This is a genomic window from Microcoleus sp. SVA1B4, assembly GCF_036700545.1.
In the GTDB taxonomy this organism is placed as follows: Bacteria; Cyanobacteriota; Cyanobacteriia; order Cyanobacteriales; family Microcoleaceae; genus Microcoleus.
The window spans coordinates 30,882-45,210 of sequence record NZ_JAUBPB010000007.1 but is presented as its reverse complement, the minus strand read 5'-3'; the positions used below and the strand labels follow the sequence as shown (position 1 = coordinate 45,210).

The following is a 14,329-nucleotide window of genomic DNA, read 5'->3' as shown; positions in this document are numbered from 1 at the left end:
ACGGTTAAAAAGTTTGAGGATTGCCGAAAGGACGCAACATTTTAAGGTCAGTCGCTGAATTAAGAATCCCTGACCTAAAGGACAGGGAGTGTCAATACACTATTGTTAAATATCAAAAAAGCCGATGAAAGTAACCCAGGAAAAACTTCCAGCTAGCCAAATTGGTCTGGAAATCGAAGTACCGTCAGAAAAGTCAAAACAAGCTTACGAGCAAGTAATTAAACAATTTGCTCGCGAGGTTAGTATTCCTGGGTTCCGCAAAGGCAAAGTTCCCCGTCAAGTTTTGCTACAGCGCCTAGGCCAGAGTCGTTTGAAGGCGACGGCTTTGGAAAATTTGATTAATGATTCCCTGCAAAAAGCCCTCGAACAAGAAAAAATTGCGGCAATTGGCAGTTTTGAACTTCGCACCGAGTTTGAAGAATTACTAGAGAAGTTCGATCCAGAACAGCCTCTGATTTTTTCGGCGAAGGTTGATGTACAACCCGAAGTGAAAATGGGTCAGTACACAGGTTTGCAGCTTCAAGCAGAAGAAGCTAAGTATGATGAGGGTCAGGTAGATGAGGTATTGGCAAAATATCGATCGGACAAAGCTACTTTAATCCCCGTAGAAGGCCGGCCGGCTCAGTTGGGAGACACGGCTTTGGTTGATTTCGCCGGCAGATTTGCGGAAGCACCCGAAGGCGAAACTCCCGCAGAAATTCCCGGTGGCGAAGCAGAAGACTTCCAAGTAGAATTGTCGGAAAATCAGTTTGTACCGGGCTTTATCCAAGGCATGATCGGGATGAATCCAGGAGAAACGAGAGAAGTTTCTGTACAGTTCCCCGAAGAGTATAGCAGTGAAGAATTAGCCGGAAAACCAGCAGTCTTTACGATTACCCTCAAAGAACTTAAGGAAAAAGAATTGCCGGAGTTGGACGACGACTTCGCCCAAGAAGTCAGCGAGTTTGAAACCTTAGCAGAACTGCGCGAATCGCTCGAAACTCGGTTTAAAGCAGACCAAGAAAACAAGACATCAGCTAATAAGGAAAAAGCTATATCAGCAGCCCTTGTGCAGCTAATAGAAGTGGAAATTCCCGAAACAATGCTCGATCGCGAAATCGATTATTTGTTGAATCAACAAGCCCTCCAATTGAAAAATTACGGCATAGATATCAACCAACTGTTTACCGAAGAAAATATGGGGCCGATGCGGGAACGCTCGCGCCCGGAAGCAATCGAGCGCCTCAAGCAGAATTTAGCTCTGGCAGAAGTAGCCAAGCTGGAATCCTTATCTGTTGAACCAGCAGAAGTAAAAGCAGAAGTAGCAAAAATCAGAAAGCAGTTTCCCAAAGGAGATTTTGACCCCCAAAGGTTGCAGGAATTTGTAGCAGAAGACTTGCTCAAACAAAAAACCCTGAAATGGTTGGAAGAAAAAGGAACAATCGAACTTTTACCTGAAGGCTCTCTGACTCCCGCAGCAGAATCGGAAGAATTAGAAGAATCAGACGCTGAAGTTTTGGATGTTTCAGCCACAAGTGTCGAAGTTGAAGTCGTAGGCGAAGAGTAGGGCCCAGCATGAAAGTAGTAGGGACACCGCACGCCAGCCCTTCTTTGTGTCAACAAACACGTTAAACCCGCAGTCCGGCAGGGGTTTAAACCCCTGCCTCAAAGCTAAAGTCCTCTTAAGAGGACTGAATAATTCATTAGTCCTCTTAAGAGGACTTTCGCTATTAGACAGGGAATTCATTCCCTGGCGGACTAGCGGGTCCACTGGTGGACTTGGCGGGCTGAAAGCTTAAGTGGACACTAATGGGGTCTTGGAGTGTCCCTAGGGCGGGGATCGGGGGTATCTGAAGTGCGATCGAATTTTACGTTCACTGTCGAACTACTGTTGAATTTGAGTTAAATAGTCACAAGATTTTTGCTCGACTATGCCCTGTTTGGCCAATGCCCAATTCCCCATTCCCCCCATATCTGTTCAGAAGAGGCATAATAGTTAAAAGCTGGCGGCTTAATTTAAAGCTTTCATCAGCAGCAGCAAATTGTCTAGAATCCTTGACTGGTGTCTTATGGTTGTATCTCAATCTTCCAATTACCTAATTACAAGCTATAACGATTTTGATGTCAGTTCCAGCCCCAGCAATGTAGTGCCGATGGTGCTAGAACAGTCGGGGATGGGCGAGCGGGCCTTTGACATTTACTCGCGCTTGCTGCGGGAGCGAATTGTGTTTTTAGGAACTCCCGTAACCGACGAAGTTGCTGACTCAATAGTGGCTCAGCTATTGTATCTAGATGCCGAAGACCCAGAAAAAGATGTCCAAATGTACATTAATTCCCCCGGCGGCTCGGTGACTGCCGGCATGGCAATTTATGACACAATGCAGCAAATCCGCCCGGATGTGGTGACGATTTGTTACGGTTTGGCAGCGAGTATGGGCGCATTTCTGCTGACAGCAGGAGCTCACGGTAAGCGGATGTCTCTTCCGAGTTCCCGGATTATGATTCACCAGCCGCTTGGAGGCGCTCAAGGTCAAGCAGTTGATATTGAGATTCAAGCCAAAGAAATCCTTTATCATAAGCGTAAGCTGAATCAACTGCTAGCGCACCACACAGGTCAACCGATCGACAAATTAGAGGCGGATACAGAGCGCGACTTTTTTATGTCAGCCGAGGAAGCCAAAAATTACGGTTTGGTCGATCGAGTTATCGAAAAGGAAAACCTTCCGACGGCGGGAGAGAATGTCACTGCACTGAATTAAGAGGCTGTTATGTCTAAGTACGACTCCCATCTAAAATGTTCGTTTTGTGGCAAGTCTCAAGAGCAAGTACGCAAGTTGATCGCAGGGCCCGGGGTGTATATCTGCGACGAATGCGTTGACTTGTGCAATGAAATTTTAGATGAGGAGTTGTTTGATTCGAGTGCAGTACCCGCAGCGGCGGTGGCTCCGAAGCAGGAAACGACGCAAAAGCGCCGCGCTACATCGGGCAAAAGTATGTCGCTGAGCCAAATTCCGAAGCCGAGGGAAATTAAAAATTATCTCGACGAAAATGCGATCGGGCAAGATGAGGCGAAAAAGGTGCTCTCGGTGGCAGTTTACAACCACTACAAGCGCCTCAGCTTTATCCATGCCAAAAATAGCGGCAAGCACCCGCCGGAAGAAGTAGAACTGCAAAAATCGAATATTTTGTTAATCGGGCCGACGGGCTGCGGAAAAACTCTGCTGGCTCAGACGTTGGCAGATATGCTGGACGTGCCGTTTGCGGTGGCTGACGCGACGACGCTGACGGAAGCAGGCTATGTCGGGGAAGATGTGGAAAATATTTTGCTGCGGCTGCTGCAAGTGGCAGATATGGACGTGGAAGAGGCGCAGCGCGGAATTATTTATATTGATGAAATTGACAAAATAGCCCGCAAGAGCGAAAATCCTTCGATTACGCGGGATGTTTCTGGGGAAGGCGTGCAGCAGGCGCTGCTGAAAATGCTGGAGGGGACGATCGCCAATGTACCTCCCCAAGGTGGCCGCAAGCATCCCTATCAAGACTGCATCCAAATTGACACTAGCAATATCATGTTTATCTGCGGCGGTGCTTTTGTCGGTCTAGAGAAAGTGATAGAGCAGAGAACGGGCAAAAAGTCAATGGGCTTTATTCAGCCCGGAGAAGCTCAGCCGAAGGAAAAGCGGGCTGCTGATGTACTCAAGCAACTGGAACCGGATGATTTGGTGAAGTTTGGGATGATTCCTGAGTTTATCGGGCGGGTGCCGGTGGCGGCGGTGTTGGAACCGCTGGATGAGGAAACGCTGATGGCGATTTTGACGGAACCGCGCAATGCTTTGGTTAAGCAGTATCAAAAGCTGCTGAAGATGGATAATGTGCAGTTGGACTTTAAGCCGGAGGCGATTCGGGCGATCGCCCAGGAGGCATACCGTCGCAAAACTGGAGCACGGGCGCTGCGGGGAATTGTCGAAGAATTGATGTTGGATGTGATGTACGAGTTGCCGTCGCGCAAGGATGTCGCCCGGTGTACGATTACTAAGGAAATGGTCGAGAAGCGATCGACGGCTGAGTTGTTGGTACTTCCCTCTTCCCTACCCAAGCCAGAGTCAGCTTAAAAGTAGATATTCACAATCACTAGGTGACTATAATTCAACCTAAAACTTTTAGGGTATTAAGAAACCTGGAAGGGCGGCCACTCTTAGCAGCGCCCCTACTAAAAAAACCGGGTTTCTCGGTTTTTTTTAGTGATCTTTTTTTTTAGTGATCTATAGCAATCATCGCATCATTTGTGAATTTCTTACTCCCTCCCCTTGGTAAGGGGAGGGTTGGGGTGGGGTAAAAAATTTACGACTCCTGCAAGGATTGCTATAATTACCAATCTATAAAATCATCCTCACCTAACTCAGAAGATAACTCGGAAAAATCCGGTTCAGATTCCAATCTAAAAGTGTCCGACTCCCAAATCTCCAAGTCATCCGACAAATCGACTACTTGCCCGTCAAACATATCAGCCCATTGCCTAGCCCTATTCGCGACATCTCGCGCGTCATCACGCACCGCTATAGCCTGAGCGTTAAAGTCATTTTGAGAGTCTGTAGAGCCGTTTGTGGGCGATCGCGATTCGGAAATTGCCGGCACATTAACAGCGGTATTTTCAGTCGCAGGCGGGTGTTTTTGTTCTTCTCTACCCTTCCCCAAAAAATCATCTGTAATCTCAGAAGCCGCCGACTTCTGCACCTGTTGGCCCGCATCATCCGCAGGATGAGAATTGCTGGCATTTTCGCCACCACGTCCGTTAGAAGTTGGCAAATTCTTGGTGCGGGAACTATTAGTTTCAGCGGGATTTGTCAAGCCCACCTTTACTGTTACTCGACGGTTAAAAATTTGCAAAAAAGCTTCTGCAATATTAGCTACTTTGTCTTTAACCATATTGAGCAACGGCTGCGAACTAATCTTAACATAAGCAGTATCATTGCTAAAAATTACTAGCTGTCCATGTTGACGAAGCAGCGATTGAGTTCCATGGGGCCGCACGCGGTCAAGTACCTGTTCCCACACTCGATTTAAATCGATTTCATCGCCTGAATTAGCCGGGGAATAATTTGTTTGATTCGTTTCAGCAGTTGGTGCAGGTGCGGGAATTGCAGCAGGAGGTGTGCTTTCTATTCGATTAGCCACAGGCGGCGAAGTCGGCGGAGGATTTTGCGAATTGGGAACAGAAGATTGTTCAATATTAGATGTTTGACTTCCTCCCGATTGTAGGGGCGGTGCCCCCGTGCCCGCCCTTGGTTGGGGGGGGTAATTTTGTGGTGGTTGAGCAACATTTTTCGCTGGTTCGGCTGTTGGTTGCTGCTGAGTTCTAATTGCTGATGGCAATAATCCCAACAGCGTTACTTCCAGCCACAAACGCGGCTGAGTGGTGTTTTTAATTTGCACTTCGTGGGTTTGCAAATGTTTCTGACCGGCCAAAATCAACTCGGCATCCCAATTGCGGGCAAAATCCGCCAATTTTTCCCAAGTTGCCGATGTTAAAGCTACTAAATCTGACCGTTTCGGTGCAGCTTTGGCTATTAGCAAATCTCGGTAAAAGCTCGCGAGACTTTGCAGCACGATTAGCGGTTCCCGACCGCGATCCATTAGGTGACGAGTCATGTCTATTAATGCTGTAGCGTTATCTGTATCAATAGCTTGCAGCAAATCCATTAAATCATTTTCGGGAACCGCACCGACTAAATCCCAAACTTTTTCGACTGTTACTTGACCGGGAAATAAGCTCAGTTGGTCGAGCAAACTTTCGGCATCTCGCAGACCTCCTTGGGCGATTTGAGCAACCATTTGTACTGCATCACTGGCAATATTGATGTTTTCTAATTGGGCAATTTTGTGCAAGTGAGCAATCATTGCTTCGAGGGGTATGCGGCGAAAATCAAATTTTTGACAGCGAGAAATAATGGTTGGTAATACTCTTTGTGGGTCGGTTGTGGCGAGGACGAATACAACGCGATCGGGCGGTTCTTCTAATGTTTTCAATAAGGCATTAAATGCCTGGGTACTGAGCATATGAACTTCGTCTATTACATATACTTTATAGCGGCACTGTACGGGGGAAAATTGAGCTCGTTCGATCAAATCCCGAATGTTATCTACTCCGGTGTTGCTGGCGGCGTCAATTTCGATGACATCTAGTGTGGAACCTCGGGCAATTTCTTGGCAAACGTTGCATTTGCCACAGGGTGTGGGGGTGGGGGCAACCGTAGAAATACAGTTGAGGGATTTGGCGAAAATTCTGGCACTGGAGGTTTTACCGGTGCCTCTGGGGCCGGTGAATAGATATGCTGGTGCTATGCGCTCTTGTAGGATGGCGCTGGTGAGGGTTTGGGCGATCGCCTCTTGACCGACTAATTCGGCAAATGTCTGAGGGCGATATTTGTGGTGCAGGGGTTCGTAGGTCACGATCGAATATTGGTGGTATTAGCTGTAATCTTAGCTAAGGAGACGTTGTTCGATCGCAAAGAGAGCTCGACTCTCACAGCAAGCCGCCCGGTGGGCTTGCACGGGGGGAGTGAGCCAACAGTAGGAATTAGCACTCTTCAATGTCCGCCCCTCGATCGTCCGGGCGATCGACTGTTCTGCTTGATGTTTTCCGCAGCTCGCTTCCAGAGTTAGTATTAATTTATGTGTATTTCTTTTTATTTTTCTAGAAAAGGAGACCCCCGAACCAACATTTTTTTTAGCTGTATTGGTATAATATCTTACAGACAATTCACCATTTCTATTGGCCAGTACCAGCGCACGATTTTCCGATATTTCGGAAACCTGCTTGCAGTTAAAGATAAAGTATTAATTAGAGGGTGCGTGCTCCAGTTGCAGAAATCCAGTTGTACCAAGATGATGGTGGAATGATGTCAATGTTGGTTGATCCAGTTGCACTACCAGCTCTACTCTGGAGTCCTGTATAAATATAGCGTCAAATTTTACCCTTTAAAAGCCCATGTCAACCCAAATAATCCTTGTAGAACCAAGGTTGGCAGTAGCCTCTCCCAAACCTAAACAGGCTAAACCCGGAGATCCGTCCTCAGACCAACTCTTCATGGGAGCGTCGGGATTACTGTTGTTATTGCTTATCGGTTTAGCTGTGTTTACCAAGCTAAAACTCGACGATTTGAGCAAAAAGCTCAAGTTTGAGGAGTTTAGAAATCGAGAACTCCAGAAAAAATACAAAATGGCTCTGGAAACCATGTCAAAGATGGAAAAGAATCCCGACCTTATCCACTCGCGAGACTTTAATTTAGACTACCTGAGAATGCGAATGGCGGAAGAAGTCTTTCACTTTGCCATTGTGAATCAGATTAAGGTAAAAGTCAAAGAGAAAATTAGTATTGCCCTGCGTCCGACTCAGGCTGCAGTGGGAGATAAAAACGGGAATGCCGGCAGTGGCAGGCAAGTGGATTCGATGTTTGATATCGAATACGAAACTGGCGATCCGGCGGTAAAAATAGAAAAACGAGTGCTGTTTCGGATTCAAATTAAGCTGATGAAACTGCCGACTCAGGCTACATCAGCGACAATTAATCAAATTATTGACTGTTTGGAAACTTATCTGAGTCCTTCAGACGACCACGACAGTTGGCAGCCGACAATTCAAGGTCGCATCGTTCATATTGAGTGGGATCAAAAAGCCAAGCCGACGCCGATGTTGGTGCTGGAACAGTCGAATGAAGGGGTGAATGTTACCTTTAGGACTACGAGAACGCCTGCGGGCCGACCTGCAAATGACCTTGAGAGCCAGTTGACAGGAGCGAAAGGCCAAAAAAACGGCAAAAGTAGTTCTAAAACTCCAGCCAAAGGTGCAACAAAAAGTCCTGCCAAGGTAGGAGGAAAGCGTCCCGGTTCTCGGAAATAAGTTGAGGTGGATTAATATTATTTTCCCGAAAGAACGCCTGTGGCAGCCGCTGTTGATGTATCTTGTGCGAGGTAGCCGTCTTCCATGTGAATAATGCGATCGGCTATGTCTAAAATGCGGTTGTCATGGGTGACAAGCAAAATAGTGCTGTGCTGTTCTTTGGCTAAACCTCGCATGATTTCTACCACATCTCGACCTGATTTACTGTCTAGTGCTGCTGTGGGTTCGTCTGCTAATACTAATTTCGGCTGGCTGACTAATGCGCGGGCGATCGCAACTCTTTGTTTTTGGCCGCCAGAAAGACTGCTTGGGTAATAATCTATTCTGTCTCCCAACCCCACAGCTTCCAGAATCCCTTCTATTTTATCATTAGTTTCTTTGTTAGAAAGATGGTTGTGTAGGTCGAGGGACATTTGCACATTTTGCCTAGCACTCAAGCATTTCAGCAAATTATGAGCTTGGAAAATATAACCGATGTCGCGACGGACTTGTACTAATTTATTTTTCGGCGTTCCCCGCAATTCTTGGTCGAGAATTTTCAGACTACCTTCTTGGATAGATCGCAAAGCTCCAATCAAGGTTAACAATGTTGTTTTACCAGACCCAGAAGGCCCCGTCATCAGAACGATTTCGCCCGGATAAATTTCGAGGTTGATGTCAAATAATGTCTGTTTGCGAAGTTGTCCTTCGCCGAAGGAATGATTGAGATTTTTAATCGAGACAACTGGTAGAGTGTTCATGGTTATTAGTTATTAGTTATTAGTTATTAGTTATTAGTTATTAGTTATGAGTGTTTTTTTATTTCATAATTCCTCATTCTTTAATCCGTGTATCCGTGTCAGAATCCGTGTCGTGCCTTCCTTCCTTAAAAAATATCCGCCGGATCTGCCGCCTGCAACTTCCTAACCGCGATCGCCCCTGATACAGTACACATAATAACTGTCATTGTAAACACAGTTACAACTTTTCCAAAAGTCATGTACATCGGCAAACTCGTAGCAGTTCTCGCTAAATTGTACAGCACCATAGAAATCCCAAGCCCTGGCAAATAACCAAGGATTGCCAAAATTAAAGCCTCTTGAAAAACCACACTCAAAAAGTAACTGTCTTTATATCCCATCGCCTTTAACGTAGCGTATTCTGGCAAATGGTCATTAACATCAGTATAGAGAATTTGATAGACAATCACGATTCCAACGATAAACCCCATTGACGCGCCGAGAGTAAAAATAAATCCGATCGCCGTGCTTTCCTCCCAATATTTTTTCTCAAAAGCTACAAACTCTTCTTTAGAAGCAATTGTCACGTCTTGCGGTAAACTTGCCCTCATTTTTGCAATCACTGCCTTGACATCAGTTCCCGGCTGCAAGTGAACAATTCCGACATCAATTAAGCCTCTAGTTCTTCTACTGTGAAAAATCCGCAGAAAGTTCAAATCGCTGGTAATAATATTGCCATCTGCACCGAAAGATGCTCCTAAAGTAAATAACCCCTCTACAGTAACGCGACGGTTATCTATTTCAGTTTCCACAGGCTTTCCCTGGTTGAAATAGTCTGCTACTGGCCCAAACTCCGGGCGGGAAGCTCGATCGAATAAAACGACATCTGAAATTTTGATTTTGTCCAAATTATCCTTAACTTCCGGCAGCTCAAAGATGGGACGAGCGGGGTCAAAACCGATTACCATCAGTTGGCGGGTATTGTTTTTGTCTGGTTCGGGATTTTTCCACAACCCAAAGCCTAGATATACCGGGCTGATTCCGGTAACGCCATTAAAACTCAAAGCTTGATACAAACGCCGTTGGGGGAAACTTTTCATGGCTATTAAAGCCGTTGACTGGGTGCTGGTGATAAAAATATCCCCTTTTAATTGCGAGTGAAAGCTGATGGAACTTTCAAACAGCGCATCTCTAAATCCAAACTGGATAAACATCAGCAAGTCGGCAAATCCAATGCCGGCTAGCGCGATTACTAAGCGCATTTTTTCGCGAGTTAACTGTGCCCAAGCTAGCGGTATTTTTGCCATAAGAGTCAATCAATTTTAGATTTTAGATTTTAGATTTTAGATTTTAGATTGGGGATTTTGGATTGAATAATTTTAGGATTTAAGCACGGGTGTTGAGAAACCGGGTTTTTTACCCTTATATTTGATTCACACCCTTAATCTCGGTAAAAAACCCGGTTTCTTGAGTCCCCATGCGTCAGTTTTGTCAACGTAAAATTTAGATATCTATTTTAACTTCAACCTGCAAGTTTGTTAGGGTTGCAACTTTCTTGCTCGATGCCGGATCGAGGCGAATTCTTACTTCGATAACTCTCGCGTCGGTGTCGGCTGCGGGGTCCGTATTGAGGACATCTTTTTTGCCGATTTGTTTGCCGATGCGAGCGACTGTCCCTTCCAAAGTGCCTGCAAAAACCGGGCTGGTGACTGCTGCGCGCTGGCCGTTTCGCACTTTGGCGATGTCGGTTTCATAAACTTCTGCTACGGCGTACATTTGGTCGGTGCGGCCGATTTCTACGATGCCGTCTTGAGTGTTGACACGTTCTCCTTGTCGGCTGTGAACTTTGAGAATGTAGCCGGATACGGGTGCTTTGACGTAGCTTAAGTTTAAGTCTACTTGAGCTTTTTGTCTGGTGGCGATCGCACTTTCGACGGCGGCTTGGGCGGCTTGCACGTCTTCGGGACGTACTTCGGCAATTTGGTCTAGATTTGCTTTGGCTTGATTGATTTCTTCTTGGCCAGTTTCTGCTTTTTGTTTGAGTATTGCTTCGGCTTGATTAATTTGTTCTCTACCTGTTTCTATCTTTTGATTTAAGGTGGCTCTGGCTTGGTTAATTTCCTGCCTACCAGTTTCTAATTTGCGTTTGAGATTGGCTCGCGATTGATTGATTTCCTGCTGGCCTGTTTCTACTGTTTGTTTGATTGTTGCTTTCGTTTCGACTATTTGCTCTTGCAGTGTTTGCACGGTTTTTTCTAATATAGCTTGCGCTTCTTTGACTCTCTGGCGAGCCGTCTCTACTGCTAAGCGTTTGGTGTCGTAGGCGGAAGCAGAAATTGCGCCTGTTTCGGAGAGTTCTTTATTGCGTTTTTCCTCGGCTTCGGCGTTGGTTAATTCGGCTTTTAGCCGATCGACTGTAGCGTTTTGAGAGGCAATTTCGCCCCGCAATTGAGCTTCTAACCTAGCCAATTTGGCTTGCTGCACCTCTGTTTCTCTTTGGAGTTGTGCCTCAAATTTAGCAAGATTAGCTTGTTCCGCTTCGGTTTCTCTTTGCAGCGCGGCCTCGAATTTGGCGACGTTAGCTTGTTCGGCTTCGGTTTCTCTTCGCAGTTGAGCTTCTAAGCGGGCGACATTGGCGGCTTCGGCTTCGGTTTCTCTTTGCACTTGTGCTTCAAACTTGGCAACTTCTGCTTTCCCGGCGCCGACAACGCCTGTTTTTGCGCCTGCTTGAATTTTCGCTAATTCTGCTTGTTTGACTTTGACTTCTTTGTCGGCTTGTTGGAGGATTGCTTGGAGCCGATCGCGCGTATCGAGAACTGCTATGATTTGTCCTTGACTGACTCGATCGCCCTCTTCCACCTGCAACTGTTCAATTCTTGCTCCCTCCGACGCCGAAGGGGCCGACAATTTGATAACTTCCCCCTGGGGAGTCAACCTACCCAAAGCGGTAACGCTGTTGCGGGTGGCGACGGAAGTTGCAGCCGCCGTTGCAGCCGCCGCCTTTAACTCTTCGGCTTTTCTAATTTGAGATACTTGCCAAAAACCGACTCCTGTGGTAATTACAGTGGCGGCGATCGCTAAACCGATGACTCCTCGCCCTGGGGGTTTTAAAAATGATTTATCCTTAACCCGTGATTCCTTTACCATTACTTATAAAGTAGGTGATTTCCTGATTAAGTTTTTTCCACCCACTATGAAGTATTGTAAACCAATTTCAGCTATTTAGGGATATCAAAAAGCACCTCGGTCATGTAATGTTCTGCCCAATCTTGACCGAAAGCTTTTTCGAGTACGCGGCGGGTTTTGTCGTTTTGCTGCTGCTGGGTGCAGTAGTAAATTTGAGCGTCTAGAATTTTCGATCCTTCTGCGGCAGAGACTGGTTCGCAAGCGACTGCCTGTTGGCAGTGAATTTCAACGTAGGATTGAACAATATCCAGAAACCGAGTTTCTTCTTCGAGAGACTCTGGCCGCACAAACAGACAAAATTCTGAGAAAATATCCCCCCATTCGGGAATTTGGCGGGGACAAGAAAATTGGTCTATCTGCAAACTTTCCAGTTGGGTTCGGTAGGTTTCCGACAAAGTTCGATCGGGATTGAGGGGAGAAAGGTCTGCGATCGCGGCGCTAACTTGGCCTTTGCCTGCTACTATATCCGTACCGAACATCGGCAAAGCATAATTCGGTCTGGGAAACATCACGCAGTGCAGTATGTCAAGTACCGGCCCGACTTTAGCGAGTTCGAGGTGTATTTTGCGGAACTGGGGCGTTTGATAGCAGCGGTTTTCAATGATCAGTTTTTCTCCTTCCAAGCGCCCTTCTACGTATCCCAACTCAGCGGGCAGGTGGTAGGGTTCGAGGTCGAGATAGCGGTGCCATACTGCTTCCATCCGGTCTGCTAAATCGCGGATGAGATGGTGCTGTTGTTCGCGCAGAGAAGGCTGGGATATTTCTAACATTCCTATTTATCGGGGGATAGCTTAATAAAACTTGATTCTACTCTTGCAGGATGCAGGAAAAAACGTAGATACTTTAACAATATCAGTAGATTGACTTACGATCGAGCAAGTTTTACAGGAGATGAGTGTATGTTTGGTCTGGGATTGCCCGAAATGGGCATTATTGCGGTAGTCGCTATTCTAATTTTCGGCCCCAAGAAGATTCCTGAGTTAGGAAATGCTTTGGGTAAAACGCTGCGGAGTTTTAAGGAAGGGGTTGGTCAATCTGAGGATGAAGCTGTTGAGAAGGATAAAGAGGAAGAGGGTCAGCCGAAAGTGTAAATTAGGTTTGTAGTGAGGATTTTAGTCCTCATTTTTAAGGGTTCAAGCGCTCACTACGAACCTATTCGGGAAATTTGCCTTCTCTAACTTCAAGGGAATAATCTTTCACAGCTTGGGTAATTGTTTCTCGCAAATTCGCGTAAGCTTTCGCAAAAGGCGGCTGTTTTTCAGAAAGTCCCAGCAAATCGGAAGTAACTAAAACTTGACCGTCGCAGTGCGGCCCTGCGCCGATACCAATGGTGGGAATAGTTAATTTTTGGGTAATTTGAGCGGCTAAGTCTGCGGGAATGTGTTCTAAGACGATCGCAAAGGCACCGGCTTCTTGAAGCGCGATCGACTCTGCTATGATGCGATCGGCAGCTTCAACAGTTTTTCCTTGTTTTTTGTAGCCGAGTTGGTGTACCGACTGCGGAGTTAAACCGACGTGTCCCATCACTGGAATTCCGGCGGATGTTAGCTGCGAAACTGTGGCGGCCATTGCTGGATATCCACCTTCTAATTTTACAGCTTGAGCGCCGGTTTCTTTCAAAACTCTCCCCGCCGAGTGCATGGCTTGCTGGGGACTTTCTTGGTAAGTCAAAAACGGCAAATCGACCACAATTAATCCTTGTTTAACTCCACGGCGCACTGCTTTAGCGTGGTGCAGCATTTCATCGAGGGTTAGCGGTAGGGTTGTTTCGTAGCCTAAGACTGTCATGGCGAGGGAATCGCCGACTAGGATGATATCTACGCCGGCTTGATCGATGAGTTGGGCGATCGCATAATCATAAGCTGTCAGGGCAACAATTGACCGCCCTTGTTGTTTCCACTGAATTAATTGATGAGTAGTGACTGACATTTTAGTGCAAAAATATAATATTATCTGTCTTCTACAAAAACATCCTCAAAGTCTCTATAACCACTCAACACCCTTTCAATTTGGATACCATTTTTAATAACGCGGTAAAAAATTACATATTTATCTACAGGGAAACTGCGTAGAGACGGTGCTAATTCCTCACGACTGCGCCCCATTTCTGGAAAATCTGCTAATAAACGAAATTTTTCCTGAAAAACATTAAGAAAATGGTTGGCTGCATTGGCGCTAAACTGCAACAGATAGTTCGTGAGTTCCCTTAAATCTTGCTTGGCGGGGGCACTCAAAGTGTATCGACTCATTTTTCACCCTCATCGGCTTGCTGAATCTCCTCACGCAGTTCTCTTAACACTTCTTCACCATCAAAAACCTCTCCGCGATCGGAAGCTTCAATTCCAATCATTATTTCCTTGCGGAGTTCCTCTAAACGCACCAAGCGTTCCATTTCTCGTTGTTCTAGCAATCGTAACGCAGCCCATACCACTTCAGAAGCTGATGAGTATCTACCGTTGTTGACTGTTGACTGAACAAACTGCTCTAGTTCGGGAGTTAAGGATATGTTCATTACGTTGAGTCACCTATTTGAGTCAACTACTAT

14 protein-coding genes are annotated in these 14,329 nt (G+C 46.2%); 6 read left to right on the top strand and 8 right to left on the bottom strand.

Going from position 1 to position 14,329, the window contains the following annotated elements; genetic code table 11:
* The first annotated feature begins 124 nt into the window (after positions 1 to 124).
* The 3 genes from tig to clpX all read left to right on the top strand — a co-directional run bounded on the left by tig (position 125) and on the right by clpX (position 4,091).
* The gene (tig, locus tag QT987_RS05525) at positions 125 to 1,546 is read left to right on the top strand and encodes a trigger factor (protein ID WP_333237994.1); all 1,422 of its coding nucleotides are present in this window, start codon (positions 125 to 127) and stop codon (positions 1,544 to 1,546) included.
* A gap of 502 nt (positions 1,547 to 2,048) precedes the next feature.
* Complete coding sequence (gene clpP / locus QT987_RS05520) at positions 2,049 to 2,738, top strand: ATP-dependent Clp endopeptidase proteolytic subunit ClpP (RefSeq protein WP_333045253.1); 690 nt, start codon at positions 2,049 to 2,051, stop codon at positions 2,736 to 2,738.
* A gap of 9 nt (positions 2,739 to 2,747) precedes the next feature.
* Positions 2,748 to 4,091: an ATP-dependent protease ATP-binding subunit ClpX gene (clpX, locus tag QT987_RS05515; RefSeq protein ID WP_333103398.1), complete on the top strand. Its 1,344-nt coding sequence runs from the start codon at positions 2,748 to 2,750 to the stop codon at positions 4,089 to 4,091.
* 256 nt (positions 4,092 to 4,347) lie between these two features.
* On the opposite strand, the gene QT987_RS05510 is transcribed toward clpX, so the two are convergent.
* Positions 4,348 to 6,429 (bottom strand): DNA polymerase III subunit gamma/tau, encoded by a 2,082-nt coding sequence (locus QT987_RS05510; RefSeq protein WP_333237993.1) that lies wholly within the window; start codon positions 6,427 to 6,429, stop codon positions 4,348 to 4,350.
* Here QT987_RS05510 and QT987_RS05505 point away from each other — a divergent pair.
* Positions 6,406 to 6,642, top strand: a complete 237-nt coding sequence (locus tag QT987_RS05505) for a hypothetical protein (RefSeq protein ID WP_333208245.1) — start codon at positions 6,406 to 6,408, stop codon at positions 6,640 to 6,642. The genes QT987_RS05510 and QT987_RS05505 overlap by 24 nt on opposite strands.
* A gap of 325 nt (positions 6,643 to 6,967) precedes the next feature.
* Positions 6,968 to 7,879, top strand: coding sequence for a hypothetical protein (locus QT987_RS05500; RefSeq protein ID WP_333054755.1), 912 nt, complete (start codon positions 6,968 to 6,970; stop codon positions 7,877 to 7,879).
* A 17-nt stretch (positions 7,880 to 7,896) separates the two neighbouring features.
* Here the strand turns inward: QT987_RS05500 and QT987_RS05495 are convergent, their stop codons facing one another.
* The 4 genes from QT987_RS05495 to QT987_RS05480 form a co-directional block, all read right to left on the bottom strand.
* On the bottom strand, positions 7,897 to 8,619 hold the full coding sequence (locus QT987_RS05495; RefSeq protein WP_333054754.1) for a DevA family ABC transporter ATP-binding protein: 723 nt from the start codon (positions 8,617 to 8,619) through the stop codon (positions 7,897 to 7,899).
* 125 nt (positions 8,620 to 8,744) lie between these two features.
* Entirely contained in the window at positions 8,745 to 9,905 is a 1,161-nt protein-coding gene (gene devC / locus QT987_RS05490; RefSeq protein ID WP_333237989.1) for an ABC transporter permease DevC, read from the bottom strand.
* A 196-nt stretch (positions 9,906 to 10,101) separates the two neighbouring features.
* Positions 10,102 to 11,745 carry an HlyD family efflux transporter periplasmic adaptor subunit gene (locus QT987_RS05485; protein WP_333237987.1) on the bottom strand — a complete coding sequence of 548 codons (1,644 nt, stop codon included), beginning with the start codon at positions 11,743 to 11,745 and terminating at the stop codon, positions 10,102 to 10,104.
* A gap of 71 nt (positions 11,746 to 11,816) precedes the next feature.
* The gene (locus tag QT987_RS05480; protein WP_333208240.1) at positions 11,817 to 12,554 is read right to left on the bottom strand and encodes a phycocyanobilin:ferredoxin oxidoreductase; all 738 of its coding nucleotides are present in this window, start codon (positions 12,552 to 12,554) and stop codon (positions 11,817 to 11,819) included.
* A gap of 129 nt (positions 12,555 to 12,683) precedes the next feature.
* On the opposite strand from QT987_RS05480, the gene tatA reads away from it, so the two are divergent.
* Complete coding sequence (gene tatA, locus QT987_RS05475) at positions 12,684 to 12,875, top strand: twin-arginine translocase TatA/TatE family subunit (RefSeq protein ID WP_006632937.1); 192 nt, start codon at positions 12,684 to 12,686, stop codon at positions 12,873 to 12,875.
* A 61-nt stretch (positions 12,876 to 12,936) separates the two neighbouring features.
* Here the strand turns inward: tatA and panB are convergent, their stop codons facing one another.
* From panB to QT987_RS05460, 3 genes are read right to left on the bottom strand one after another with little or no spacing between them, the layout of a single operon-like run.
* Entirely contained in the window at positions 12,937 to 13,713 is a 777-nt protein-coding gene (gene panB / locus QT987_RS05470) for a 3-methyl-2-oxobutanoate hydroxymethyltransferase (protein WP_333237983.1), read from the bottom strand.
* 20 nt (positions 13,714 to 13,733) lie between these two features.
* On the bottom strand, positions 13,734 to 14,033 hold the full coding sequence (locus tag QT987_RS05465) for a type II toxin-antitoxin system RelE/ParE family toxin (RefSeq protein WP_333054748.1): 300 nt from the start codon (positions 14,031 to 14,033) through the stop codon (positions 13,734 to 13,736).
* Entirely contained in the window at positions 14,030 to 14,296 is a 267-nt protein-coding gene (locus tag QT987_RS05460; protein WP_333054747.1) for a type II toxin-antitoxin system ParD family antitoxin, read from the bottom strand. The genes QT987_RS05465 and QT987_RS05460 overlap by 4 nt, the downstream gene beginning before the upstream one ends.
* Positions 14,297 to 14,329: the final 33 nt, after the last annotated feature.

Excerpts from the sequence above, each read along its gene's own strand:
- tig (WP_333237994.1), top strand. The coding sequence starts at position 125 with ATGAAAGTAACCCAGGAAAAACTTCCAGCTAGCCAAATTGGTCTGGAA.
- clpP (WP_333045253.1), top strand. The coding sequence starts at position 2,049 with ATGGTTGTATCTCAATCTTCCAATTACCTAATTACAAGCTATAACGAT.
- clpX (WP_333103398.1), top strand. The coding sequence starts at position 2,748 with ATGTCTAAGTACGACTCCCATCTAAAATGTTCGTTTTGTGGCAAGTCT.
- QT987_RS05500 (WP_333054755.1), top strand. The coding sequence starts at position 6,968 with ATGTCAACCCAAATAATCCTTGTAGAACCAAGGTTGGCAGTAGCCTCT.
- QT987_RS05495 (WP_333054754.1), bottom strand. The coding sequence starts at position 8,619 with ATGAACACTCTACCAGTTGTCTCGATTAAAAATCTCAATCATTCCTTC.
- devC (WP_333237989.1), bottom strand. The coding sequence starts at position 9,905 with ATGGCAAAAATACCGCTAGCTTGGGCACAGTTAACTCGCGAAAAAATG.
- QT987_RS05485 (WP_333237987.1), bottom strand. The coding sequence starts at position 11,745 with ATGGTAAAGGAATCACGGGTTAAGGATAAATCATTTTTAAAACCCCCA.
- QT987_RS05480 (WP_333208240.1), bottom strand. The coding sequence starts at position 12,554 with ATGTTAGAAATATCCCAGCCTTCTCTGCGCGAACAACAGCACCATCTC.
- tatA (WP_006632937.1), top strand. The coding sequence starts at position 12,684 with ATGTTTGGTCTGGGATTGCCCGAAATGGGCATTATTGCGGTAGTCGCT.
- panB (WP_333237983.1), bottom strand. The coding sequence starts at position 13,713 with ATGTCAGTCACTACTCATCAATTAATTCAGTGGAAACAACAAGGGCGG.
- QT987_RS05465 (WP_333054748.1), bottom strand. The coding sequence starts at position 14,033 with ATGAGTCGATACACTTTGAGTGCCCCCGCCAAGCAAGATTTAAGGGAA.
- QT987_RS05460 (WP_333054747.1), bottom strand. The coding sequence starts at position 14,296 with ATGAACATATCCTTAACTCCCGAACTAGAGCAGTTTGTTCAGTCAACA.